General features: G+C 47.8%; 25 protein-coding genes. 9 read left to right on the top strand and 16 right to left on the bottom strand.

Annotated elements, in window-relative coordinates; all coding sequences use genetic code 11:
• Positions 1 to 58 precede the first annotated feature (58 nt).
• The 5 genes from IPG41_02730 to IPG41_02710 all read left to right on the top strand — a co-directional run bounded on the left by IPG41_02730 (position 59) and on the right by IPG41_02710 (position 4,621).
• Positions 59 to 268 carry a hypothetical protein gene (locus IPG41_02730; protein QQR55446.1) on the top strand — a complete coding sequence of 70 codons (210 nt, stop codon included), beginning with the start codon at positions 59 to 61 and terminating at the stop codon, positions 266 to 268.
• Positions 269 to 541: 273 nt separating this feature from the next.
• A complete protein-coding gene (locus IPG41_02725) occupies positions 542 to 1,303 on the top strand; it encodes a hypothetical protein (protein QQR55445.1) in 762 nt (253 codons plus the stop codon).
• Positions 1,304 to 1,625: 322 nt separating this feature from the next.
• Positions 1,626 to 2,411, top strand: coding sequence for a hypothetical protein (locus IPG41_02720; protein ID QQR55444.1), 786 nt, complete (start codon positions 1,626 to 1,628; stop codon positions 2,409 to 2,411).
• A 345-nt stretch (positions 2,412 to 2,756) separates the two neighbouring features.
• The gene (locus IPG41_02715) at positions 2,757 to 3,665 is read left to right on the top strand and encodes a Fic family protein (protein QQR55443.1); all 909 of its coding nucleotides are present in this window, start codon (positions 2,757 to 2,759) and stop codon (positions 3,663 to 3,665) included.
• 65 nt (positions 3,666 to 3,730) lie between these two features.
• Positions 3,731 to 4,621: a DUF4349 domain-containing protein gene (locus tag IPG41_02710; GenBank protein QQR55442.1), complete on the top strand. Its 891-nt coding sequence runs from the start codon at positions 3,731 to 3,733 to the stop codon at positions 4,619 to 4,621.
• On the opposite strand, the gene IPG41_02705 is transcribed toward IPG41_02710, so the two are convergent.
• Genes IPG41_02705 through rpmH form a run of 7 tightly spaced genes read right to left on the bottom strand, consistent with a single transcriptional unit; the run spans position 4,611 to position 8,688 of the window.
• A complete protein-coding gene (locus IPG41_02705) occupies positions 4,611 to 5,300 on the bottom strand; it encodes an endonuclease III (protein QQR55441.1) in 690 nt (229 codons plus the stop codon). The two genes, IPG41_02710 and IPG41_02705, sit on opposite strands and share 11 nt — an antisense overlap.
• Positions 5,257 to 5,628 (bottom strand): hypothetical protein, encoded by a 372-nt coding sequence (locus tag IPG41_02700; protein ID QQR55440.1) that lies wholly within the window; start codon positions 5,626 to 5,628, stop codon positions 5,257 to 5,259. The genes IPG41_02705 and IPG41_02700 overlap by 44 nt, the downstream gene beginning before the upstream one ends.
• A 15-nt stretch (positions 5,629 to 5,643) precedes the next feature.
• Positions 5,644 to 6,543, bottom strand: a complete 900-nt coding sequence (locus IPG41_02695; GenBank protein ID QQR55439.1) for a septal ring lytic transglycosylase RlpA family protein — start codon at positions 6,541 to 6,543, stop codon at positions 5,644 to 5,646.
• Positions 6,540 to 6,995, bottom strand: a complete 456-nt coding sequence (locus IPG41_02690) for a hypothetical protein (GenBank protein QQR55438.1) — start codon at positions 6,993 to 6,995, stop codon at positions 6,540 to 6,542. Before IPG41_02690 ends, IPG41_02695 begins: the two co-directional genes overlap by 4 nt.
• Positions 6,979 to 8,202: a membrane protein insertase YidC gene (locus tag IPG41_02685; protein QQR55437.1), complete on the bottom strand. Its 1,224-nt coding sequence runs from the start codon at positions 8,200 to 8,202 to the stop codon at positions 6,979 to 6,981. The genes IPG41_02690 and IPG41_02685 overlap by 17 nt, the downstream gene beginning before the upstream one ends.
• On the bottom strand, positions 8,199 to 8,552 hold the full coding sequence (rnpA, locus tag IPG41_02680; protein QQR55436.1) for a ribonuclease P protein component: 354 nt from the start codon (positions 8,550 to 8,552) through the stop codon (positions 8,199 to 8,201). Before rnpA ends, IPG41_02685 begins: the two co-directional genes overlap by 4 nt.
• Positions 8,536 to 8,688 (bottom strand): 50S ribosomal protein L34, encoded by a 153-nt coding sequence (gene rpmH, locus IPG41_02675; protein ID QQR55435.1) that lies wholly within the window; start codon positions 8,686 to 8,688, stop codon positions 8,536 to 8,538. Before rpmH ends, rnpA begins: the two co-directional genes overlap by 17 nt.
• A 118-nt stretch (positions 8,689 to 8,806) precedes the next feature.
• Between rpmH and IPG41_02670 the strand changes: the two genes are divergently transcribed.
• Positions 8,807 to 10,789 carry a hypothetical protein gene (locus IPG41_02670; protein QQR55434.1) on the top strand — a complete coding sequence of 661 codons (1,983 nt, stop codon included), beginning with the start codon at positions 8,807 to 8,809 and terminating at the stop codon, positions 10,787 to 10,789.
• Positions 10,790 to 10,810: 21 nt separating this feature from the next.
• Here the strand turns inward: IPG41_02670 and IPG41_02665 are convergent, their stop codons facing one another.
• Positions 10,811 to 11,956: an acetate/propionate family kinase gene (locus tag IPG41_02665; GenBank protein QQR55433.1), complete on the bottom strand. Its 1,146-nt coding sequence runs from the start codon at positions 11,954 to 11,956 to the stop codon at positions 10,811 to 10,813.
• A 107-nt stretch (positions 11,957 to 12,063) separates the two neighbouring features.
• On the opposite strand from IPG41_02665, the gene IPG41_02660 reads away from it, so the two are divergent.
• Positions 12,064 to 14,436 (top strand): phosphoketolase family protein, encoded by a 2,373-nt coding sequence (locus tag IPG41_02660; GenBank protein ID QQR55432.1) that lies wholly within the window; start codon positions 12,064 to 12,066, stop codon positions 14,434 to 14,436.
• Here the strand turns inward: IPG41_02660 and IPG41_02655 are convergent.
• The 8 genes from IPG41_02655 to IPG41_02620 form a co-directional block, all read right to left on the bottom strand.
• Complete coding sequence (locus tag IPG41_02655; protein QQR55431.1) at positions 14,376 to 15,542, bottom strand: NAD(P)-binding domain-containing protein; 1,167 nt, start codon at positions 15,540 to 15,542, stop codon at positions 14,376 to 14,378. The two genes, IPG41_02660 and IPG41_02655, sit on opposite strands and share 61 nt — an antisense overlap.
• Positions 15,543 to 15,747: 205 nt before the next feature.
• Positions 15,748 to 16,668, bottom strand: coding sequence for a phosphotransacetylase (locus tag IPG41_02650; protein QQR55430.1), 921 nt, complete (start codon positions 16,666 to 16,668; stop codon positions 15,748 to 15,750).
• 2 nt (positions 16,669 to 16,670) lie between these two features.
• The gene (locus IPG41_02645) at positions 16,671 to 16,907 is read right to left on the bottom strand and encodes a hypothetical protein (GenBank protein QQR55429.1); all 237 of its coding nucleotides are present in this window, start codon (positions 16,905 to 16,907) and stop codon (positions 16,671 to 16,673) included.
• Between the two features lie 25 nt (positions 16,908 to 16,932).
• Positions 16,933 to 17,271 carry a hypothetical protein gene (locus tag IPG41_02640; GenBank protein QQR55428.1) on the bottom strand — a complete coding sequence of 113 codons (339 nt, stop codon included), beginning with the start codon at positions 17,269 to 17,271 and terminating at the stop codon, positions 16,933 to 16,935.
• A gap of 70 nt (positions 17,272 to 17,341) precedes the next feature.
• Positions 17,342 to 17,719, bottom strand: a complete 378-nt coding sequence (locus IPG41_02635) for a hypothetical protein (GenBank protein ID QQR55427.1) — start codon at positions 17,717 to 17,719, stop codon at positions 17,342 to 17,344.
• A complete protein-coding gene (locus IPG41_02630) occupies positions 17,691 to 18,035 on the bottom strand; it encodes a hypothetical protein (GenBank protein QQR55426.1) in 345 nt (114 codons plus the stop codon). Before IPG41_02630 ends, IPG41_02635 begins: the two co-directional genes overlap by 29 nt.
• Positions 18,036 to 18,185: 150 nt before the next feature.
• Positions 18,186 to 19,631 (bottom strand): glutamate--tRNA ligase, encoded by a 1,446-nt coding sequence (locus IPG41_02625; protein ID QQR55425.1) that lies wholly within the window; start codon positions 19,629 to 19,631, stop codon positions 18,186 to 18,188.
• A gap of 2 nt (positions 19,632 to 19,633) precedes the next feature.
• Positions 19,634 to 19,909, bottom strand: a complete 276-nt coding sequence (locus tag IPG41_02620) for a hypothetical protein (GenBank protein QQR55424.1) — start codon at positions 19,907 to 19,909, stop codon at positions 19,634 to 19,636.
• Between the two features lie 130 nt (positions 19,910 to 20,039).
• Here IPG41_02620 and IPG41_02615 point away from each other — a divergent pair, with 130 nt between their 5' ends.
• Together IPG41_02615 and IPG41_02610 are read left to right on the top strand one after the other, a co-directional pair.
• The gene (locus IPG41_02615) at positions 20,040 to 20,450 is read left to right on the top strand and encodes a hypothetical protein (protein ID QQR55423.1); all 411 of its coding nucleotides are present in this window, start codon (positions 20,040 to 20,042) and stop codon (positions 20,448 to 20,450) included.
• Positions 20,447 to 22,270 (top strand): DNA translocase FtsK, encoded by a 1,824-nt coding sequence (locus IPG41_02610; protein QQR55422.1) that lies wholly within the window; start codon positions 20,447 to 20,449, stop codon positions 22,268 to 22,270. Before IPG41_02615 ends, IPG41_02610 begins: the two co-directional genes overlap by 4 nt.
• Positions 22,271 to 22,275: the final 5 nt, after the last annotated feature.

Genomic DNA, 22,275 nt, shown 5'->3' with positions numbered 1-22,275 from the left:
CTTTTCGAATAACCCAAAATGGGATACTTTATGGCAAAGTAATCTTATCCCTCCTCATATGGGCATCATCATTTTCATTTTCTTAGCAGCAGCTTATGTATTCACGTTCGGCTGGGCCGCTAAAGAAACAGCACTTTACGCTGCACGTACTGGTCACAACCCTCTGCCGTGGGCGATTGCATGTCTTTTCCTCTTCCTACTTCCAACGGGGTTCCTGTACTTTATGAACTTACTTGCGGGAAAGCATACTCAGAGGCCTAAAAACTAGCGGTTTGCTTACTGTCAAAACTCAAACTGACCTAACAGGTCAAGTCGAGACTTTTTGAAATACTTTTGAGAGGAAAAAGGTGCGCCTAGGTCACTGCAAAAACTAAAAATTAATTTACAGATCAAAAGGCGCATTTTGTGCGGAGTTTATGCAGGAAAAAGTTGCATGTAAGGCACTCCAGAAACTCAAAATTGATTAACAGATCAAATTGTTCACTTTGGATGGAGTTTTTAGAGGAAAAAGGTGCCCTAAAGGGTATGCTACAATTTCAGCATGTTTGAACCGCAGCTAAACGTACTGAAGTCTCGCTTTGAACTCATCACTGCTGCAAAAGATGAAAGTCAGTTTTTCAACAGAATTGTAGAATACGTTTCTGGGGTTTTGAACGATCCAGCCATGTATCTGATTCTACAAAAGACCACTGCCAATCGCATCGATGTAGAGCGTTATGCCAAGGACATCGAAAAGTTAGCCCTCCTCTACCTCTACAGCCTTGAGAGAAAGGATTGGGTTCGGCTCATCGGTGGTTCAATTGATGATGTTACTGGAAAGCACGTTCACATCTCCCTCATGGGCAAAGAGTTCAAAAAGCTCTTGGCTGGCAACGAGGGCAACGTTCTTTTCTCACGAAAGGAGTACGAGCCGATCCTAGAAAAGATTCATTTCGACCTACTCAAGCAAGCTGAAATCGAACAAGCACTCAAAGGAGGAGAAGAGGTGCTTCAGTTTGGAAGCCTTGCCATTTTCACCTCTCAGACTCGCATCCGTGCGGAGTTGAACGGGAAGCCAGTGCGGAGCACTACGTTACGTCCAACGGACTTATGGCTCTTAAAGTACTTCATTAGAAGCGCTGGGCAGATTCTTACTTTTGGAACACTCTCCGTGGCATTAAAAGGCCCGACTGGATTTGAATCGGCAAGTCGAGAAGAAATTACGCGGGCTATTTCGAGGTTAAAAAAGATTCCAGAACTCGCTACTCGCATAAGCGTGGAGAGAGGTGTTGGATACCGTTTCAGTGGAAACATCGCAAAATAAATTTCATTTACAGGTTGGCAGATGCAGGGGCTGCGAGCATTTTTGCGATGTTGAGAGGTCAAACTAGAGGCATCTGATCACTCATGATGTCCTCACAGGAAAACAAAAAACAAGACCTCAAAAGAAGCAATGACAAGCTTTCTCTGTCTAAATGCAAGAGCCTTTTGAAGGAGGTAAACTTGTCTGACGAGGAGGTGCTTCAAGTGCGTGACACGTTTTATGTGCTTTCTGCGTCTTTATTTGATGTATTTTCGTGTAAAAAAGTGAAGTAATTTTAGAATTAAACTCTTGTTGCTATAATTGTCCCATCTATTTTCGTTTTATGAAATCTCAGAAGTGGATTGCTTGCGTCATGTTGGTATTGATTGCTATTTGTACCTTCTTCATTGTTCGAATCCACCCAGAGCCATTTGATGTTGATTATTGGGTGAATTTTTTAACAGGAATTCTAACTAATTTAATTGTTGTCGGTATCGCTCTATTTATTTTCGATAAAATTTTGGCGAATGGCAGGGATTCTCAATTGCGACAGATAAACCAAGCCCGAGCAGAGTTCATTGTTTTTGAAATGAATAGGTTTCTCTTTAAGCTTCTTGTTGGGCTGAAACTTATAGATAAACAAGAGTACTTCAAAGGAGAGGTGGCTAATTCCGATAGGGATGTATTCTCAGATGTTCTCCCGATTTTTCAAGAAAAAGTTAATACTGGTGCACTATCTGCAAGTTTGAAAGATGCAATGGAAAAGCACCCGAAATTCATCTTAAACTTCTTATCGAAGCTTACTGAAGAGACTTTCGACCGCCTCATAAGAAAGCTAGAAGAAATTTATCCACAACCTAAACCTGAGTTGATGGAGATGGGTCGATTTATGCGTGCTTCTGTGGGCTACTTTGATTCGCAGAAGCCTTTTTTAGCTCCAACAAAGACAACCTTTAAGGGTATGAGTCAAAAAGCACAGCGTGATATTCGTAAAATGCTTACAGATCATGCATCAGCCTTTAAGATCATTTCTTTTACTGTTGTTGAACCCCAGCTGAACAAGCTTCTATATGATGTATTGACTCTTAGGAGTGCTGCTATTGAAAATCGGCTACACCTTTCGATCTAAATATTTTTCAAGCGGAGGTAGGAATTCCGCATTGTGCAAAAGTTCTCACATCCTCTACGAAAGTGTTCCACTGTGAGTACAATTGGCTCACCAAATTGGAAAGCACCCCTCGTGGGTGATTTTTAATGTGTGGTTCTCGAAGAGAACAATCGAACTCTGGAGTTCGTGAGGGAGCTTGCGACCGTATAGAGAGCGAAGCGAGCGTCTTCTCCGTGGCATCAACGTCAAGCTTTTTTCGTTGTAATCTGTAAATTCCTCCCCGGGGAGCACGTTTAACCTGCAAAAGGAGTGGTCCTTGACATGAACGAATATCGGATGCCATACTTTTTGCAGTTATCCGATATTATGAATCAGAAAATATTTGTCCGCATTCAAAAAAAGAAGAAGGAACTAGACAGGCATAGGCCCTTAGCTAAAAGTGTGCTGGAGCGTTTGCAGAAACAAATCGCGTTGGATTGGACCTATAACTCCAATGCTATTGAGGGTAATTCCCTGACGCTTCGGGAGACTCAGCTGGTTTTGGAGGATGGAGTGACCATCAAAGGGAAGTCTTTAAGAGAGCATTTCGAAGCAAAAAATCATGAGAGGGCCATTCAATTTTTGATGCAGTTGGTAAAAGAAAAGACCAAACTCACGGAAGATATTATTCTTAAGCTACATGCTTTGGTTTTAGATGGTATTGAGGAGGATTTTGCAGGTCGGTATCGCAATGGGCGAGTGCGTATTACAGGGGCGAACTTTGTTCCCCCCAATCCACTTAAAGTGCCTGATCTTATGGAGAGGCTTATGGAATGGGTGAAGCGAAGCCTAAAACAGCTTAATCCAGTGTGTTTTGCAGCTCAGCTTCAGCATCGTTTTATTTGGATTCACCCTTTTTTTGATGGAAATGGCCGTACGGGAAGGCTTTTGATGAATTTATCTCTTATGCAGAAGGGCTATCCGCCGGCAGTTATTTTGAAAAATGATAGAAAAAAATATTATGATGCCCTGAATCAGGCCAATGAAGGGGACTATGAGAAATTGGACCTCTTAGTTGCACAGGCCATTGAGCGATCTTTAGATTTATATTTGGAAGCCTGTGCTTTTTCTTCCGTAAAAGAAGAGTATCTCCTTTTGTCTGAACTTGCTAAAAAAACACCTTATTCTCAGGAGTACTTGAGCCTCTTGGCACGTCGTGGAAGGATTGATGCCTTCAAGATCAGTCGCAATTGGTATTCGAGTTTGTCTGCCATTGAAGGTTATTCTAAAGAGTAGAGGCCCCCCCAAAATTGCAATCTTCGATGAAGAATGTTATCTTTTTTTCACTTCACCCACGCTTTATGAAAAAAATCGCTTTTCTTTCTCTCGCCCTCTTTTTACTCAGTGGCTGTGCTGCTTTTAACGGGGGTTCTTATGGAGACAAGGATATGATGACCTCTTCTTATGGTATGGATGAGATGGAAGCATCCATGTCCATGGATTCTTTTGCAACCGCGCAAAGTGCCAACGGTAGAAGCATCGGTTTTATGCCGCCGAGCTCGGAGGGTCCGGTAGAAGGAGTGGAGCAAAAAATCATCAAGAGCGGCAGTTTGGCTTTGCACATGGAGAGCGTTCAAGAAGGAGTGGAACAGATTAAGATAAAGGTTAGTGAATGGGGTGGAGATACGATCAGTTCCAATATCAGTCGTTATGAAAATTCCTATTATGGAGAGGTGACCGTGCGCGTGCCTTCCGAGGCTTTTGATGCGGCCATGGCCGGTCTCAAGGAGTTGGCTTTGTATGTGGACAGCGAATACACCAATGCCGACAACATCACTGAAATGTACATGGACTTGGAGGCTCGCCTCACAAATCTCAAGGAAGAGGAGCAGCAATATTTGTCCATTTTAGATCGAGCCGTTACGGTGGAGGAAATTTTGAATGTGACGGATTATCTTTCTCAAGTGCGTTATGAAATTGAGAGCGCGGAAGGGCAACTCAAGTACTACGATACCAATGTGGATTACTCCACCATCACGCTCAGTTTGACCGAAGATGAAAGTGTGGAAGTGGCCAAGGAGTCTTGGAGGCCCATCGGCACCGTGCATGAAGCGACCAGTCAATGGGTGGTTTTCTTACAAACTGTTTTGGATGCCGCCATTTATTTGGTCATTTTCGGATGGCCCGTGCTGGTGATTTTGCTCCTGGTTCGTGCTTGGAAGCGCAAGCAACGCAAAACAACTAAGAAGTAGAGATCAGAGAGTCTCTAGAGGCGTTTTTGTCCTTTTGTGACCACTGACACAGATCAAAGAGCGGGCAAGTCCCGCACTTTGGTTTGTAGGCCGTGCAAGTTTTGCGTCCGTGAAAAACCAGTTGCAAATGCAGCTTGCTCCAGTGTTCTTTGGGCACGCGTGCCTTGACCTCGCGTTCAGTTTTAGCGACGTTTTTCTTGGAGTGAGCCAGGCCCAAACGGTTGCACACGCGATGCACGTGGGTGTCCACGGGGAAAGCATCTTGTTTGAACCATTGAGCTAAAATCACTTGGGCTGTTTTCCCTCCTACGCCGGGCAATTTGATGAGTTCTTCAAAGCGATTGGGCACGCCTCCCAGTTTTTGAATTTGAGCGGCAGTGGCCAGTATGGCCTTGCTTTTGGTGTTGAAAAATCCACAAGGATGAATGATGTGCTTCACTTTGGCTTCGCCCAAAGTTAAAAGATCTTCAGGTGTACAAGGGCGATTCTTTGGGAAGAGCAGCGGAGTTATGGTGTTCACTCGGGCATCGGTGCATTGAGCCGAAAGAATCACTGCAATGAGCAATTCAAAAACACTGCGATGCTGCAGGGGAGGCTCGGGCTTGGGGAACTCCTTATCCAGCCTGTGGATGAGCTCAGTGAGCTGAGGAGTGTTGAGCGAGGTTGGAGTCGTCGACATAGGAAGTCGGATGGTCATTGATGTCGTCCATGCGTTCTATGGCTTCATTTTTACCGATTTCCACAAAGGATTGAGCTTCAATGACTTTTTGATTGAGTTTACGCAGTTCGGCTTGAAGGCTTTCGTATTCGTTTTGCAATTCTTTCAATTCGTAACCTTTAGCGGGTTTTAGGCTGTTCACGTAAAGATAGCAGCTCATGGTGCTTATGCCTAAAACGAGAAGAGTGGTGACCAAAGTACGGTAAATGTTTTGAATTTCTTCGGAAAGAGGCTTGCGAAGGCGACGGTGTGCCACCGGTTTAACGGTGCGGGTGAGAGGGTCCATCATGGGCTCTATTTTAACTCACTCCGCCAGGACTTCCAAGCGAACATCCAAGACTCCTGTCGAAAGAGCGCCCAATTCTTCAAAGGCAGCCGGGGTGAGATCGATGATCCGTCCTGGTCCATAAGGGCCGCGATCTACAATGGTCACGATTACGGAAGTGTGATTCCAAATGTTGGTGATGCGCACTCGCGTGCCAAAAGGCAGGGTTTTGTGAGCCGCCATGTATCCATAAGCGTCCAGGGCTGTGCCCGAGGCGGTGTTGGCTCCATCGAAGGAATAACCGTAGTAAGTGGCGTCCCCATATTCCACTTCACCGGTATACGGATGGCTTTGGAAGCGGTAAATGAGTTCTGCGAGTTCGCCGCGGCTCAAAAGGGCTTCGGGGGTGTAGTCCCCATTTGCATTGGGAATCAAAAAGGCGTGTTCAATGGCGTAATCCAGATAAGCGGTGTACCAGGTGTCGTTTTCTATAGTGGGCAACTGCGATCTGTCATCCGCAGCATTGATCAGCATTTTGAGAGCTTCCGCTCGATTGACAGTATCTTGAGGGCGAAAAGTGCCTTCGGGGTCGCCGCTGATGAATCCGGCTTCGTAGGCGTAGTTCACATAGGGCACATACCAAGAGTCTTCTTCCAAGTCACTGAAAGGGGCACGTTCGGCATGGGTCAGCTCTTCGCTGTGTCCGGTGCTGACCAAAATCATTTTGAGGGCTTCCACACGATTCACTTCTTTTAGCGCTTGAAAACTTCCATCTTCGTAGCCCGAGAGTGTGCCTTGATCGGTGAGAGTGTAGATGGCTGTGTAGTATTCGTTGTTTTCATGAAGATCGGTGTACCAAAATTCCGGAGCACCCGAAGCGACTGCTGGAGAAAAGAGCAGAGAAAGGGCAATGCCGATGATGAAAAAAGGAGACTTCATGCAAGGGGTTTGATCATCACTTGGCGATAATTGCCTTCACCGATGGACTCGGTGGTGACGTCTGTGAACCCACTGTCTTTAATGTATAAGTGAACCAGTCGTCTGAAGTAAGGCGACATGGGAGGCAAAGCTGATTGGATTCGAGTGTTTCGCACTTCATTGATCTTTTGCTTGGCAATGGTCAGTACGTTTTCTTCTTGGCGTTTGCGATAGCCGTCCACATCGAAAATGATGAGCACGTCTTCACCGAACATTTTAAGGAAGATGACGGTGAGGATCTTTTGCATGGCCAGCAGGTTTTCTCCGTGATGGCCGATCATTAGATTGGGCTCTTCAGAAATGATGTTGATGCGATAATTTTTTTCGCCCAGCTCTTCGACTTCTATATCGGTGAAGTCGATTCCAAGATTAACAAGGAATTCTGAGACGAGTTTCTTAATTTGTTTTTCCATGGTGACGGTTAATGACACGAATTTGAACGTCATCCTGAGCGGATGCTGTTTTTGGTTGCTCTTTATTTACCACAAGTTGTTGCACGATGCCATAGAAAGTGCTGACTCCCCAGTAAAGACCCACGGCGGCGGGCAGTTGAGCGGTGAAGACGGCAATCATTACGGGCATGATGTATTTCATCATTTTATTGGCGGCTTCCATCTCGGCGGGCAGAGCTGCAGTGCTTTTGTTTTTGCGCATATTCATGAGTTGAATTTGCAAGAACTGTAGGCCTCCCACAATCAAGGGCAATACCACATAACTGTGTTCCAAGAGGTTGAATCCTAGGAAAGAGGGGTTCACGGACTCCAACGAAAAGTCGGGTAAAAACGAATACAGCAGCCCGTGTTTGTCTGGGGAAAGGCCTCCATTGATCACATGAAAGAGGGCGATCAAAATGGGCATTTGAATCAGTAGGGGCAGGCAGCTGGAAAAAGGACTGACTTTATGTGTTTTCCACAGTAGCATGGTTTCTTGAGCCAAACGAGTTTGATCTTGGCCATGTTTTTCTTTGAGGGCGTTCAGTTTGGGTTGCAATTCTTGCATGCGGCGTTGAGCGCGCATTCCTTTTTGTGATGGAATGAGCAGCAGAGTTCGAATGATAAGGGTGAGGATCACCACGGCCCAACCCAAATGATGCCCCGGAATGTAGATCAAAATACCTGCGAGGGCGTTGAGCATGGGCTCATAAATGAAGCTTCGGTACAAAGTACGGAAAAGACCGGGCTCTTTAATGCTGAATTCAGGGCTGTTGTAGCCGCTGAGTCCAATGCGATAGGTGCCCGGTTCTCCAAATAGGCTGTAGCTGTAATCGAGCAGAGAAATCGTTTCTTTTTCGCCTGGCAGTATGCTTGTGGTCACTTCTTGATCTGCTGGGCAGGAACGTTCTTGAGTGCTTTCGACTTTTTCATAGCCTTCTCCTGTGAAACGGGACACGTCCAAGGGAGCGTCGGGACAGCGAGAAAGCAAGTTCAGGACTTCTTGAGTGTTGTTTTGCACGTCAACTTGCACATCCGTACCCACCACATAATCGTCTTTAACGGTTTTCAAACCGATTTCAGGGGTGCTCAACGCGGGATCTTCCTGTTTTTCCCCTTGAAACCATTGCAAAATCAAAAAAGTACTGAGGAAAATGAGGAGGTAAGGGAGGAGCTTGAAATTTTTCATAGAGACGCTTGGAGGAAGGTGAGTTCTTTTTCTAACCCTCTATAAAGAGTGGTGAAGTCGCTTTTCATGGTCGCGCTGCGGGCGATGAGTACTATATCAAGGTTTTGGTCTTCGCATATAATTTTATTTTTTTCGAGCAAGCGGATGATTTCGTAGATTTGGCGGCGTTTATGGTTGCGCACCACGGCTGTACGGGCCAGTTTCTTCCCTACAAGGGCGGCATAACGGGTGTGCCCCAGAGTGTTTTCCAGCGTGATGACGTTCAGAAAAGGCCCTGCTTTTGAGGTCCCTTCATCTAGGATGCGCTTTAAGACAAGGCGTCCGTGAATTCGCTTACTTTGTTTTAACACGAGGAACTTTAACAGTGAGCTGATGACGTCCTTTGGCACGGCGGCGGTTCACCACTTTTTGTCCATTTCGAGTGGACATGCGCTTGAGGAAGCCATGAGTACGAGCTCGTTTAAGTTTTTTAAGTTTTCCTAACATTAAGTTTGCTTAGTGCGGTGATTTTAGGTGTCCAAAGAGAGAAAGTCAAGAAAGTTCAAGCTGCATCTTGCGGATCAGATTAAAGACGGGTAAAATGCGGCTCAATCATTAGGTCATTATGTTTCTACAACTTCAACAACAATCTCTTTTATTAGGTCGTCGTCCGCTGGGTTTTACAGAACACTACTATACGGAGTGGGATGATGGGCTCGGTAAAGAAAAGATTGCCCTTTTCCTTTTGATTTCGGTGTCGAGCACTCAAGTGCCTTCCGCTGAAATTGCGAAAGAAGCCTTTCAACTCTTGCAGGATCACTTTTTGGATGATCTTGCCGGTGATCCCTACGAACGTTTTGAAAATGCATTGCGTGAAATCAATCACATGGCTTTAGAAAAAGAAAAGGAGCTGGAGGTGAAGTTCATGCCCAATGTGCACATGTTGATTGGAGTGGTGCAAAAGGACTATTTGTTCATCTCTCAACGGGGGGATGCGCATGGTTATTTGCTGCGAAAACGTCATGTGAGTTCCATTACTGAAGGACTCTTTGATGAAAAAAACAAGGAAGATTTGTTTCAAAATATTGCCAGTGGGGTTCTAGAAGTTGGGGACAATGTGGTCTTTGTCACTGGGCCTTTGGTTCAGTACGTTACGCCTACGGATTTGGCTAAGATTTTTTCAGAGCAGAATTTGGCGGAGGCCGCCAAAGAATTGGAGCAACTCTTGCATCCGGATGTGGAGGATCAAATGGCCATGTTGGCTTTTGAAGTTTTGGAAAAAACGGAAGAATTGCGTCCGGCGGTTCATGCCCAAAAAATGGGCGATGAAGAAGAGGAAGCGGCGATGGCGACCCATGCGAAGATGGATCTTGAAGATGAAGACACTCCTTCCAAACGCAATAAAACCAAGGAGCAAGTTTCTAAAGCCGTGGCTCGTTTGCGTGAGTTTGCCTTAAAAGAAGATCGATTTTCTGCTTTGAGACAGGTTCGACATTGGGAGAAGAAGAAGCTTTTGAGTGCCATTGTGGTGCTTTTTGTCTTGGGAGTTGTGGGTACTTTGGTGCTCAGACAAACTTTGGGTGAACAGAAAAAGATCAATGAATTTCAGGCCAAATTGGATCAAGCCGAAGCCAATATCAGTTTAGCTTCCACGCGCGGCACCTTCGATAAAGCGGAGGCGGCCACTCTTTTGGATGAAGCGCAAACTTTGGCTGTGGAAGTGCTCGATTCCGGTTATTTGGGCTCTACGGCCAGCCAAACCCTGGATGACATTGAGGAACAACGCGACTTTTTAGACAATGTTTTTCATGTGGATGACGAGCTCAAGTTGGTGGCGGATTTCAGCGATAAAATGAGTTCTGGCGGGCAGATTATTGGAGTGGAGGCGCATTCCGATCAACTGGTGGTTTTCACTGACACTCAGGCTTTTCAAGTTTTGACCGATCAAGTGCAAACACCCGACAGCATCGATAGCGCCGAAAAAGTCATCGCTGCACGTTCGTTTAGTGACTACAACGCGGTGGTTTTGCTCACTTTTGCGGGCAAGTTGATGGAGTACAGTGAAGGCAACAGTCAATTCGCCGATACGGCGGATGTGGATTGGAAGAGCGGACTCGACGTGGCAACTTATTCCAACAAGATTTACATTTTGAATCCTTCTGAAAATCAAATTTGGAGGTATCAAAAAGGCAATTCCGGGTATTCCGGCGCTCAGGCCTATTTGCCCGAAGGGGAGGATTTACGAGGGGCTGTTTCTTTGGCGGTGGATGGAGACGTGTGGGTGCTGAAGAGCGACGGGACTCTGCTGCAATATTATGCAGGGGAAGCTGTGGAATACACCGTGAAAAAAGCACCTCTCACCGTGATGGAAAGTGGGGCTAAGGTCTTTACTGAATTGGACATGAATCGCATTTACGTGCTGGACTCCAAGGCCAAACGCGTGCTCGTCTATGACAAAAGCAGCAAGAACGACGATTTGACCTATGCTTCTCAATACGTCTTTGACGACTTGGATGAAGACATCACCGACATTCATGTGGACAAGGAACGCAACGTGCTGATGCTCACCACGAAGTCAGCGCTTTATGAGATTTCTTTCACCGAGTGAGTGGCCTCTGGGTCGCGTGCTCTAAAGCTCTTGTGCGATTTGCAGTTCTTCTTCGGTGGGAATGACCAGCACTTTGATGCGAGACTTGCTTGTAGAAATCAAGGTTCGGTTTGCGCGATTGGCTTTGTTGTCCAGTTTTAAGCCAAAGGGTTTTAAGTAGGCCAGGATTCGTTCCCGCAAATAGTAAGCGTTTTCGCCAATGCCGGCCGTGAAGACGATGGCGTCGGGAAAGCCCCCCAGCGTAGCAAAATAGCCACAGAGCAGCTTGGCCATTTGATAGCTGAAAACGTCGAAAGTACGCAGGGTGCCTTTGTGTTTGGGTTGGGCCCACAGGGTGCGAATGTCGGATCCAAGCTGCGAAAGCCCTTTGAAGCCGGATTCTTTTTGCAGGAGGTCTTCGGTTTTTTTGAGTCCGTGTTTTTTAACTAGGTCTAACACTAGGCCGGGGTCTAGGGTGCCGCTGCGCGTGCCCATGAGCGGGCCTTCGAGCGGAGTGAAACCCATGCTGGTGTCCAGCACTTTTCCGTTTTCAATGGTGGCGATGCTCACGCCGTTGCCCAGATGGCAAGTGAGGAGTTTTGCACGCGGATTTTTGAGGATTTTTTGAGCCACGCCGCTCACGTATTTGTGGCTGCTGCCGTGAAATCCGTAGCGTCTCAAATGCTCTTTTTTGTAGAGGGCATACGGCAGTCCGTAGAGGAAGGCTTTTTGTGGGAGCGTGCTGTGAAAAGCGGTGTCGAAGACGGCAGTGTGCACTGCTTTTGGCAGGGCTTTTAGGCAGACTTTGAGCGCTTCTAAATTGGCTGGATTGTGCAAGGGGGCGAGCGGCGAAAGCGCCGCGAGCTCTTTAAGGTTTTTGGCATTGATTTTGAGGGGCTTTATAAATTTTTCTCCGCCATGAACCACTCGGTGCCCCACTTTTTTAATGTCTTGCAGATCATGAACCCATCCTTCTTTGAGCAGCATTTTGAGCACAAAATGAATCGCTGCTTTGTGACTGCGTGCTCGCAGTGACATTCGTTCTTCGCCGGTTTTTAAGTAGTGACGAAACTGGCAGTGTTTTTGTCCAATGGCGTCCACGTGTCCTTTGTAAACTTTTTCGAGCCGCTTGTTGAAGAGGCAAAAACGAAGGGAAGAGGAACCCGCATTGAGAACGAGAATGAACATGGGCGCGGAGGTGCAAATTGATTTTAGAGGCTAAGTCAAAAAAAGACCACATGCTATTGCTCAAGGATTATCTTTAGTTTAAGATGGTGTCATCTCAACGTCACGCCATGACTCCAACCGATCAAAAAGCCCTGCAGTGGCTTTCAAAATACTTGCGTTATGTGGACTATATTGGGGCGGCTCAACTTTATTTGAAGGACAATATTTTACTGGAGCAGAAGCTTGAACCGGAGCATATTAAAGAGCGCATTTTGGGGCACTGGGGCACAGTGCCGGGCCTCAATTTTATTTATGCACATCTGAATTATTTGGTGTGGAAGCATGCGTGTGAAATGCTCATCATTACAGGGCCAGGCCATGGTGCGCCCGCCATTTTAGCCAATTTGTTTGCCGAAAAAACAATGGGTGAATTTTATAAAGATTACCCTCGAAACGCGCAAGGAATGGCCAAACTCATCCATGATTTCAGCTGGCCTCACACGCTCTTTCCCAGTCACGTGACACCCGGTGTACCTGGGTCCATTTTGGAGGGAGGTGAGCTGGGTTACAGTTTGGCGACAGCGTTTGGTGCGGTGATGGACAATCCGAATTTGATTGCGGTGGCCATTGTGGGGGATGGAGAGGCGGAGACGGGTCCCATTGCGGCGGCGTGGCACAGCAATAAATTTTTGAATCCGAGTACATCGGGGGCGGTGCTGCCGATTGTGCACATCAACGGGTATAAAATTTCGAACCCCACTTTGTTTGGACGCATGGACGATGCTGAACTCCGTGCGCTGTTCACAGGTTACGGCTATGAACCTATGATTGTCGAAGCTCCGAATTTGGAAAAGAAAATGATGGAAGTGATGGAGAAGGCTTATCAAAACATCCGTGCGATTCAAAAGAAAGCGCGTGCCAGTAAAAAACCGTATTTAAAACCCAAGTGGCCGGTGATTTTGCTACGCTCGCCCAAGGGTTGGAAGGGCATTGCGAAGTTCCAGGGGCACAGCGTGGAAGGTTCTTTTCGTGCGCATGGGGTTCCAGTGGATCATCCTAAAAAAGACCCCATTGCGCGCAAGGCCATAGAATCGTGGCTCAAGCTGTATAAGATTCATGAACTTGTGGATGCCAAAGGTCAGCCCAAGCCTGAAGTGGTGGAATTTTTGCCGACGGGGTCAAAGCGCATTGGGATGTGCAAGCATGCCATCGGTGGAAATATGATGAAGCCGCTCAAATTGCCTTCCCTTTCGAAGTATGCGGTACGCGTGAATAAGCGCGGCCATTTGCAAATGGGCAGCACTCCGGTGGGCGGACAATTTTTGCGCGATGTGATCAAACTCAATCCTAAAACGTTCCGCATTTTTTGTCCGGATGAATTGCAGTCCAATTTGATCAAGGCTCCTTTTGAAGTTACGGGGCGCGAATTTCTGTGGCCGCTCAATAAAAACGATGAGCACATGAAATATGGAGGACGCATTTTGGAAGTGCTTTCAGAGCACAGTTTGCAAGGTTGGATGATGGGTTATACGCTCACGGGACGTTATGGATTTTTCTCCAGTTATGAAGCCTTTTTGACCATCATTGCGAGTATGGTGGATCAGTATGCCAAGTTCCTGAAGCAGAGTTTTAAGATTCATTGGCGAAGGCCCGTTCCGCCGCTTGTTTACCATTTGGGGAGCGTGGGTTGGAGGCAGGAACACAACGGCTATTCCCATCAAAACCCCAGTTTTGTGAGCAATGTTTTGCAAAAACACGGGGAGTTTTGCCAGGTTTATTATCCCGCAGATGCCAATAGTTTTTTGGTGGCTTTGGAAGAGGCGTATCAGCGCCCCAACACCATCAGTGTGATTGTGGCGGACAAACGCGAAGTTCCTCAATGGCTCACTCTTGAGGAGGCGCGCGAACAAGCTAAAAAAGGCATCGCCATTTGGGAATGGGTGGGTGGAAAAGAGGGCAGCAAAAACCCCGATGTGGTGCTGGCGTCGGCTGGGGACTATATGACGCAAGAAGCCTTGCATGCCGTGAAACTTTGCAGAGAGCTGGTGCCCGAAATGAAGGTTCGCTACGTGAATATTTCAGAGCTCACCGGCCTTTGTATGGGAGATTATTGTTCTCGCGCTCATTCACATGCTGCCTTGAGTCGTACGGAGGTAGAAAAGTATTTCACCCCGGACCGTCCTGTGGTCATCAACTATCATGGTTATACTAACGACATGGAGCAGATTCTGTGGCCATTTGTGGACCCTCAGCGATTCAGTCTGCATGGCTACCAAGAGCGTGGCTCTACGACAACACCTTTTGATTTGAAAGTTGTGAACGAAACGGATTTTTATCACCTGGCTATGGACATGATCACGCGTGCGGCCCAGCGCAACAAAGCGGTCGCCAAAAAGAAGGACAAGCTCATCGCGATGCTGAAGCAAAAAATTGTCGATCATCAAAAATACATCACTGAAACAGGGGATGATCCTGAGGAAGTGAAGGTGCTACGCTGGTGATCAGAAGCCCTTTCACCTATTGCTTTTAAGATAGTATTTACGGTTTCCCTAGTGCTCTCAAGCCAACGTTCCTGAGGGTTTACAGCCACTGCCGCTGTTCCCATGAAGAATAGACCACTGAGTTCATCTTCGCTTTGTGCCGAAAAATCACTTTGCAATTTTGGATAACGCTTGTTGTCGCTTAATAAAAGAGCGCCGGTATTTATGAGTTCTTGCAAGAAGGGAATTTTGGACACATCGAATCTATAGCCTGTTGCTACTAGACAACGCTCCACGGTGAGTCTTGTGTGATTGATTAAATCCAAGAGGACATGTTTGGCTTCCACTTCTGCATTCACCACACTGCCATGATTGTGGTATTGAATAGAGAAGGAGCTGTTTTGTAGCTTTTCTAGAGCCCAACCTTGTCTCTGTAATTCTTGAAGAAGTTCTGCCTTGGCATTGTATTGACCAATGAGGTGTACTTTGCCGGTGAAATTGATTTCATTCAGTGTAAATAGTGCTCCTAAAGCTCCAGCATTGGCTCCCACGATTGCAATTTCTTCTGCAGCTCCAAGAAACTCACGGTAGCCTGCCTCATCTCTTACGTGTGCTGGAGTGTGTGCCACGAATTTTGTGTCGGCTTTTTGTGTTGCATCATAGCTAAATTCGTCTTTTCCGTAGCCAATCTGTCCTGTGGCAACCACCACGTTCCTTGTTTTCCAAACACCATTGATTTGGTAATAGTCTTCTTTCTTTGTAAGTCTTTGACAGGGAGTGGCTTCTTGAATGTTTGGGGTCTTATCTTTCAACCATTGTAAATAAGCGTGAAAATGTAAAGCACACGGTCCTGATTCAGGAATGGGGTGGCTCGCAAGAAGTTTTTGGGCTTCACTAGAGGATAGGTATGCCTTGAATCCTTGTGCTTCGTCTCCAATGATTTCTAGATTGGGTGGGCGGATGGGTAGGGTGGGAGAGACACGAGATTTTTCCCATGATTGTCCGAGCCGCCCTACTTCTAAAAGTAGAGAGTTTAAACCGCTTCTTTGAGCAGCACAGTGCATGGCCAATCCCTTGGGGCCGCCACCTATCACTATCAGGTCTTGTTCTGGTTTGAATGAGTCCATTGTTTTTGCAAAAAAAATCCCTGCAATTTATGCAGGGTCTTATTTAGTGTGTTAAAAAGCCCTGCTAGTTAGGAATGAGAATCACCACAATAGCGAGGCCGAGCACGTTCGAACTCAGGGTCTGGGAGTTTTCAGGAAGGAGCTGAGTTTGAAGTTTCATAAGTAATCTTCACACTACGCCTTATTATTTCTTTGTCAATAAAAATCACTCCAAGGTTGCGGTGAGTGTGGCCAAATTCACAATGTCTTCGACGGAGCAACCACGCGACACTTCGTTCATGGGCTTTTTAAGGCCTTGTAAAATGGGTCCGATCACTTTGGCACCGGCCAACCTTTCGACCAGTTTGTAGGCGATGTTGCCCGCTTCCAGGTCGGGGAAAATCAGCACATTGGCATGACCTGCAAGAGAAGAGCCGGGATCTTTGAGGGCGGCTACCTTGTCCATAAGAGCGGCATCCACTTGCAGTTCGCCTTCCACCCCGAGGTCGGAGCGTTGGCTGCGGATGAGCTGGGCAGCGTCTTTCATCTTTTTAGCTAGGGGATGTTCGGTGGAACCGGCGGTTGAGAAAGACAGCAGGGCGATTTTGGGGTCCATGCCCAGAAGTTGAGCGGTTTCTGCAGTGTCGATGGCGATTTGCGCCAGCACTTCCACGGTGGGCTCGATGTTCACCGCGCAATCGGCAAAAAGCAATTTACCTCCGTTGGCGGCGTCTGGATCCACGGTGTCGGGCAGCAGCATGAGCATGGCTCCTGAAACTTTGTGATGTTCTATTTTTGTTTTGATGAGTTCCAGTGCGGGTAAAATGCGTTCGCGAGAAGCGGCTGTGGGGCCGGCGATCATGCCGTCGGCTTCCCCTTCGTGCAGCAGCATCGTGGCAAAGTAGTGGGCGTTTTTCATCTTTTCGGTGGCTTCGTCTAGCGTAGTTCCTCGAATTTCTTGAAAGCGCTTCACGTAGGTGGCGAATTGGGGCTGAACGGTAGGGTCTTTCAATAGGATGGGCGTGCAAAGGCTTTCTTTTTCAAGTAAGGCAGCTGCTTCTAAAACGCGAGCATCGTTGCCTTCGGCAAAAACAATGCGCTTCTTTTGCTCGCGAGCCCGGGCGTAAAGGGTCGCTAAAAAGTCCATGTTCAGTGGGTAACGGCCTTCACATCGTTTACGGCCTTGTTTACGGAATCGACGGCGTCACCCACAGAGTCCACGGCGGAGTTCACCTCGTCCACGGTTTTATCTAGGTCGTTTTTGAAGTCGAAGGCTTCGTTTTGTAGATTGTCGACGGCTTCGGTGGTTTCGTTTTTGACGCTTTCAATTTTGCTGCAGGCGCAAAGAACAGTGGCAAGGAGCAGAGTGGCGAGAAGGGCTTTCATAGCGTGGTGAAGTTTAAAGGAGGGATTAAGATTTGGATTCCTGATCGAACATACGATTGAAATCTCCGTCGAAACCTTTGAGGAAATTGTGCATGTCTAGAACCTCGTTGGCACTCACGTGGCCCATTCGAGGGGCAGCGCCCAGTTTGGCAGGCAAGGGCCCATAAAAACTCTGAGGATCCATTTGTACATTGATCACCGATTGAGCCTCGCATTCTGCGCACCAGGCATGAAAGAAGATCTGTTCGTCCCCCAGGCTGCCAATGAGTTCGATGTCTTCATCGATGTATTTTGCGCTGCATTTGGGGCATTTCAAGGTTCTTTTGATCTTGTTGACGATGATTTTGAGGTCGTGAAAATTCATTCGTACGCTTGTTTAAGCGAGCTCATTTTAGAGGAATTGGAGCGGCTTTTCTAGTGTTTCTTGAGTGGATTTATGCTGCAATGCTAAGGCCTTCGTTGTCGTTGGCGGCTTCTAACAGTGGGTCTAAGCCCTTGGCAATGGCGTTGTGCTCTTTGTGAGCGGCCGCGTTGACCACTCCTCCATTGCGAACGGCTTCGCGGACTTGGGGCAAACGGTGTTCCAAAATTTTTGCAGGTACTTCAGCGAGATGAGCTAGACTGCCGATCAGTTCTTGGAGGGCCTTCCCTGCTTCAGGAATGAACGTGCAAGCAAGACTGAGCACTTTGAGCATTTGGACTCTGTCCTTCATCTCGCCATCCACCAGGTGAGCCACACTTTCATCCACTTCCACAGCTCCGAGTGCGATGTAGGTTTTAAGTTCAACGGGGTCGAAAGTTTCCAGTTCCACCCATTCTTCTTTTTAAAATACTGGGGGCAGCAGCTTTCCATAGAGACCGTAATCCTAGAGTGAATTGACCCATCACGCCTTCTTTTATCATGTGCGCGAAACCTTGCGTGTCTTTGATGAACTGGGCCTGAGCTTCGGGAGTCATTGCGTCCAAAAGCTTTTGAGCGATGGCTTGGCGAGTACCCTGGGTTTCTGCGCGGTTGCGAAGACGCAAGCCTATGTCTGTCATATCTTGAACCGCTTTATCTTCGAGCACTTTCTGTGCGAATTTTCCCTCAAGCGTTTGGGATATGTTATCTTCTTCTTCGTGTGACATAGCGCTTTGGGTTAAAGCTATATCTCATCATACCTGTTTCTACAGGTTTGTCAACGGGCTGGGTGCGTAGAATTTGAACTCCGCTCTTTTTGCAGGTTAAATTTGCTCCCCGGGGAGGGGTTTACAGATCGAGTTTTACAAGCCAAAATTTTATTGAAAAAAAGCAGCTGCAGCTTTGAGGCGCTTCAAGGTGAGTTCTTTGCCCATCACGCGGCAGAGTTCGAAGACTCCGGGGGAATATTCTTCATTGGTGAGGGCCACGCGTAGGGGCCAGAGCACTTGTCCATTTTTTAGGCCCAGTTTTTCAATCACGGTCACGAGGGCAGCTTTGATGGCTTCTTCGTCGGTGTAGTTGTCGAGTGCCTCCAGGGCTGGCAGGGCGTTTTTCAGGGCAAGTTTGACGGTTTGTTCGTCTACTTTCATTTTTTCACTGAAGAAGAGCTCGCGTTTGTAATTGAGCTCAGGGAGCAAGAAGGGCTTCAGCATGGCGGGGCCATCCACGAGGGTTTTCATGCGGGTTTGTACAGAGGTCAAAATGGCTTTTTTTTGTTCGGGTGCAAGGGCACTGAGCAGCTCGGGCGTGTACCACTCCTCTTTTTCAAGCAGGGGGAGGAGGAGCGCTTCGAGTTCTTCAGGAGTTTTGGCGCGCAGGTAGTGTCTATTGAGCCAATCGAGTTTTTCCAGATTGAAAACGGCGCCGGCCTTTTGCACGCGGTCCAGGCTGAAGCGTTTCACAAGGTCGTCCATGCTGAAAATTTCTTCTTCGGTGCCGGGGTTCCAGCCGAGGAAGGCGATGAAGTTGATCATGGCTTCTTTGAGGTAACCTTTGGCTACAAAGTCTTCGGCGGCTACGTCTCCTTGGCGCTTACTGAGCTTGCTACGGTCGGGGTTGAGTAAGAGGGGAAGATGGGCGTACTGGGGCGGTGTCCATCCAAAAGCTTCGTAAAGCCAGAGGTGTTTAGGGGTGGAAGGCAGCCATTCTTCGCCGCGGATCACATGGGTGATTTCCATCTCGTGGTCGTCCACCACGTTGGCCAGGTGGTAGGTGGGCAGACCGTCGGATTTGATGAGTACTTGATCGTCGATGTCCTTGCCGTGGAAGTGCATGTCTCCTCGAATCAGATCCACGAAGTCGATGTCTTTATAGGGGATGAGTTGGCGAACAACGAAGGGTACGCCGGCGGCCATCTTTTCTTGGACTTTTTCAGTGGGCAGTTCGTAGCAACGGCGGTCGTATTTGGGAGCGATTTTCAGTTTGCTCTGTTCCTCGCGCATTTTTTCGAGTTCTTCGGGGGTGCAGAAACAGCGGTAGGCTTTTCCATTTGCGAGCAGTTCTTGGGCGTGCTTTTGGTAAATTTCAGTGCGGTGCGATTGAAAAATCGGGCCTTCATCCCAATTGAGGTCGAAGTAGCGAAGGGCGTTTTGCAGGCTTTCCACAGCGCCTTCTACGTAACGCTTTTGATCGGTGTCTTCGATGCGCAGGATGAATTTGCCGTTGTGTTGTTTGGCAAAAAGATAAGCGTAGAGCGCGGTGCGAAGTCCGCCCACGTGCAGGTAGCCGGTGGGGGAAGGAGCGAAACGAGTGACGACGGGCATATCTATTTTTTAGGGGTTGGCATTTTGCCAGTGATGAGAGCGTAGAGCCCTAGACCGAGGAATGCAAGCATGATGGTGAGAGTCCATTTGTTTAGGAAGCCATGGACTTCCCATGTGTAACAGTTGATGCCCGTGAAAACCAAGGCTATGAAAAGCATGGCGAGTGCTCCGAGGCGGTTGGTGCGGCGCTTTGCGGGGGAGTCGGGAGCGCTTTGCAGGGTTTTTTGCTTTTGACGTTCTTTTGCGTAGGCGGCTTTAAAGTCTTCCTTGAGTGACATAAAAGAGGATTAAAAGCTGGATTCAGTGAAGCAGGAAATGAGAGATGCGTCAAAAAAAGCTCTACCCTAAATCATTCTATAATACGAGGATTGGCATGCGGCTGTGATTTTGCTATGCTCACCACGTTTTATGGCAAAACGACGCAAAGGTTCTCGAAAAAACGATTCAAAGCTTACATTTGAGGTGGAAAGTCACATCATGCGCGAAATTTGGGCAGTGATTTATCTTTCGCTTGCGGCTTTGACTTGGCTTTCTCTCAATCAACAACTTGGTTTTTTGGGTGAGCTTTGGGTGTCTTTTTTAAAGCCGGTGTTTGGAGTGGGCATGTCCAGCGTGCCCTTTGTTCTGCTTTTTATGGGAGCTTCGGTCTTCCTTTCTAAAAAAATTCAATGGGGGCTGGCTCGCATGACCGGGATTTTTCTGCTGGCTTCGGCGCTTTTGGGCTTTGTACACATGAGCGTTCCTGAAGCGGATTTATTGGAAGCGGCTCAAAAAGGGAAGCGGGAGGCTACATCGGCTTTGTTTCTAGTTTTATTTTGACCGCGGCTTTTGGACGAGTGGGGGCCCACGTTTTGTTGGCGGCTACTTTTTTAGTCGGTTTGCTGCTTTCAGTGCAAGTGAGTCTTGGGGATTTGTTGCGCGCCGTCACTCCTTCTAAAAAAATGATGAAAAAAGTGATTGAAGTGGCCACGCCTGAACTCGTGACCATCGATCGTGCGGAGGATGAAGATGAGATTAAAATTGTTAAATTGGATGAACCGGCTCGCGATGAAAGTCACGCCTTGACTTTGCGCCAGGTGAATATGAAAGAAGTGGAGGCTCGCATTGCCAAACAGAAGGATGCAGGCGAAGAGGAAGCAGAATTTCATCCTAAAAAGGAAACCGTGCCCGAGGGGGAAGTGGTGATGGTGGATCAGGTTGTGACCAATGAAGAAGAAATGGGGGAATGGGCTTATCCTCCCCTAGATTTATTGGAAGGCAGCAAGGAAAGTTATGAGGTGAATCAAAGCGATTTGAAGCGCAAGGCCGATCTTATTAAGACCAAGTTGGAGCAGTTTGGTATCAATGTCAGCATGCAAGAGGTGCATGTGGGGCCCACCGTGGTGCAATACACCTTGAAGCCTGCGGATGGAGTGAAGCTTTCAAAAATCACATCCTTAAAGAATGATATTGCGCTTGCTTTGGCGGCACCTGCGGTTCGTATTGAAGCACCGATTCCCGGGAAATCGTTGGTGGGAATCGAAATTCCCAGCTCTTCTCGGGCCACTGTGCATTTGCGTGAAATGATGGAAACGCCGGACTACGCGAATGAAAAATCGAAGTTGAAAATTGCCTTGGGACGCGACGTTTCTGGGAAATCTATGGTGGCAGATTTGTCTAAAATGCCACATTTGCTTATTGCTGGAGCGACGGGATCGGGTAAATCCGTGGGGCTCAATAGTTTTTTGCTGGCGCTTTTGTACAACAACTCGCCTCGTGAACTCAAGTTCATTATGATCGACCCCAAGCAAGTGGAACTGTCCACTTACAATGGCTTGCCGCACTTGCTCACTCCGGTGATCACGGATCCAGAAAAGGCAGCGACGGCGCTTCGTTGGGCGGTGGCGGAAATGAACCGTCGTTATAAGGTTTGTGCGGATGCCGGGCATCGCAATATTGCCGACTATAATGCCGATAAAAAAACAGCGGAAAAGATGCCGAAAATTGTGGTGGTGATTGATGAACTTGCGGACCTCATGATGCAAGCTCAAAAGGAAGTGGAAGCATCCATTTGTCGCATTGCCCAGATGGCGCGTGCCGTGGGCATGCACCTCATTGTGGCTACGCAGCGCCCCAGTGTGGATGTCATTACGGGCCTGATTAAGGCCAATATTCCGGCGCGCATCGCTTTCACCGTGGCCTCGTCCGTGGACTCTCGCACAATTTTGGACTGCCAAGGGGCCGAGGACTTACTCGGGAACGGAGACATGCTTTACCTTTCTGGAACCATGGGCAAGCCCGTTCGCATCCAGGGGATTTATGTGTCTTCTAAGGAAATTGAACGTGTGACCAATCGACTCAAGCTCACCAGTGAGAGCCCTGATTTCACGCACGACATCACGTCGAAGGAAGTGGCTCGCCAGCCTGTGCAAGGGGTGCCTGATGCTCCCGATGAGGCGAAGACCGACGATGAACTCATGAACGCCGCGCTTGAATGCTTGAAAAAGAATCGCAAGGCCGCATCCACTTCTTCCTTGCAGCGTTATTTGCGCATTGGCTATTCGCGTGCGGCTCGCATCATCGACATGCTCGAGGAGGCTGGCTACATCGGTCCCTCGCAAGGCAGCAAGCCTAGGGAAGTGTACGTGAGGGAGGAGTGATCAAT

This window comes from Candidatus Peregrinibacteria bacterium (assembly GCA_016699145.1).
In the GTDB taxonomy this organism is placed as follows: domain Bacteria; phylum Patescibacteriota; class Gracilibacteria; order UBA1369; family 2-02-FULL-48-14.
This window is presented reverse-complemented; position numbering and strand designations above follow the sequence as displayed.

Excerpts from the sequence above, each read along its gene's own strand:
- IPG41_02725 (QQR55445.1), top strand. The coding sequence starts at position 542 with ATGTTTGAACCGCAGCTAAACGTACTGAAGTCTCGCTTTGAACTCATC.
- IPG41_02650 (QQR55430.1), bottom strand. The coding sequence starts at position 16,668 with ATGGACTTTTTAGCGACCCTTTACGCCCGGGCTCGCGAGCAAAAGAAG.
- IPG41_02645 (QQR55429.1), bottom strand. The coding sequence starts at position 16,907 with ATGAAAGCCCTTCTCGCCACTCTGCTCCTTGCCACTGTTCTTTGCGCC.
- IPG41_02640 (QQR55428.1), bottom strand. The coding sequence starts at position 17,271 with ATGAATTTTCACGACCTCAAAATCATCGTCAACAAGATCAAAAGAACC.
- IPG41_02700 (QQR55440.1), bottom strand. The coding sequence starts at position 5,628 with ATGATGGACCCTCTCACCCGCACCGTTAAACCGGTGGCACACCGTCGC.
- IPG41_02665 (QQR55433.1), bottom strand. The coding sequence starts at position 11,956 with ATGTTCATTCTCGTTCTCAATGCGGGTTCCTCTTCCCTTCGTTTTTGC.
- IPG41_02705 (QQR55441.1), bottom strand. The coding sequence starts at position 5,300 with ATGTCGACGACTCCAACCTCGCTCAACACTCCTCAGCTCACTGAGCTC.
- IPG41_02715 (QQR55443.1), top strand. The coding sequence starts at position 2,757 with ATGAATCAGAAAATATTTGTCCGCATTCAAAAAAAGAAGAAGGAACTA.
- IPG41_02695 (QQR55439.1), bottom strand. The coding sequence starts at position 6,543 with ATGAAGTCTCCTTTTTTCATCATCGGCATTGCCCTTTCTCTGCTCTTT.
- IPG41_02655 (QQR55431.1), bottom strand. The coding sequence starts at position 15,542 with ATGGACTCATTCAAACCAGAACAAGACCTGATAGTGATAGGTGGCGGC.
- IPG41_02615 (QQR55423.1), top strand. The coding sequence starts at position 20,040 with ATGGCAAAACGACGCAAAGGTTCTCGAAAAAACGATTCAAAGCTTACA.
- IPG41_02620 (QQR55424.1), bottom strand. The coding sequence starts at position 19,909 with ATGTCACTCAAGGAAGACTTTAAAGCCGCCTACGCAAAAGAACGTCAA.
- IPG41_02690 (QQR55438.1), bottom strand. The coding sequence starts at position 6,995 with ATGGAAAAACAAATTAAGAAACTCGTCTCAGAATTCCTTGTTAATCTT.
- IPG41_02660 (QQR55432.1), top strand. The coding sequence starts at position 12,064 with ATGACTCCAACCGATCAAAAAGCCCTGCAGTGGCTTTCAAAATACTTG.
- IPG41_02730 (QQR55446.1), top strand. The coding sequence starts at position 59 with ATGGGCATCATCATTTTCATTTTCTTAGCAGCAGCTTATGTATTCACG.
- rpmH (QQR55435.1), bottom strand. The coding sequence starts at position 8,688 with ATGTTAGGAAAACTTAAAAAACTTAAACGAGCTCGTACTCATGGCTTC.
- IPG41_02630 (QQR55426.1), bottom strand. The coding sequence starts at position 18,035 with ATGTCACACGAAGAAGAAGATAACATATCCCAAACGCTTGAGGGAAAA.
- IPG41_02685 (QQR55437.1), bottom strand. The coding sequence starts at position 8,202 with ATGAAAAATTTCAAGCTCCTCCCTTACCTCCTCATTTTCCTCAGTACT.
- IPG41_02720 (QQR55444.1), top strand. The coding sequence starts at position 1,626 with ATGAAATCTCAGAAGTGGATTGCTTGCGTCATGTTGGTATTGATTGCT.
- IPG41_02710 (QQR55442.1), top strand. The coding sequence starts at position 3,731 with ATGAAAAAAATCGCTTTTCTTTCTCTCGCCCTCTTTTTACTCAGTGGC.
- IPG41_02625 (QQR55425.1), bottom strand. The coding sequence starts at position 19,631 with ATGCCCGTCGTCACTCGTTTCGCTCCTTCCCCCACCGGCTACCTGCAC.
- IPG41_02670 (QQR55434.1), top strand. The coding sequence starts at position 8,807 with ATGTTTCTACAACTTCAACAACAATCTCTTTTATTAGGTCGTCGTCCG.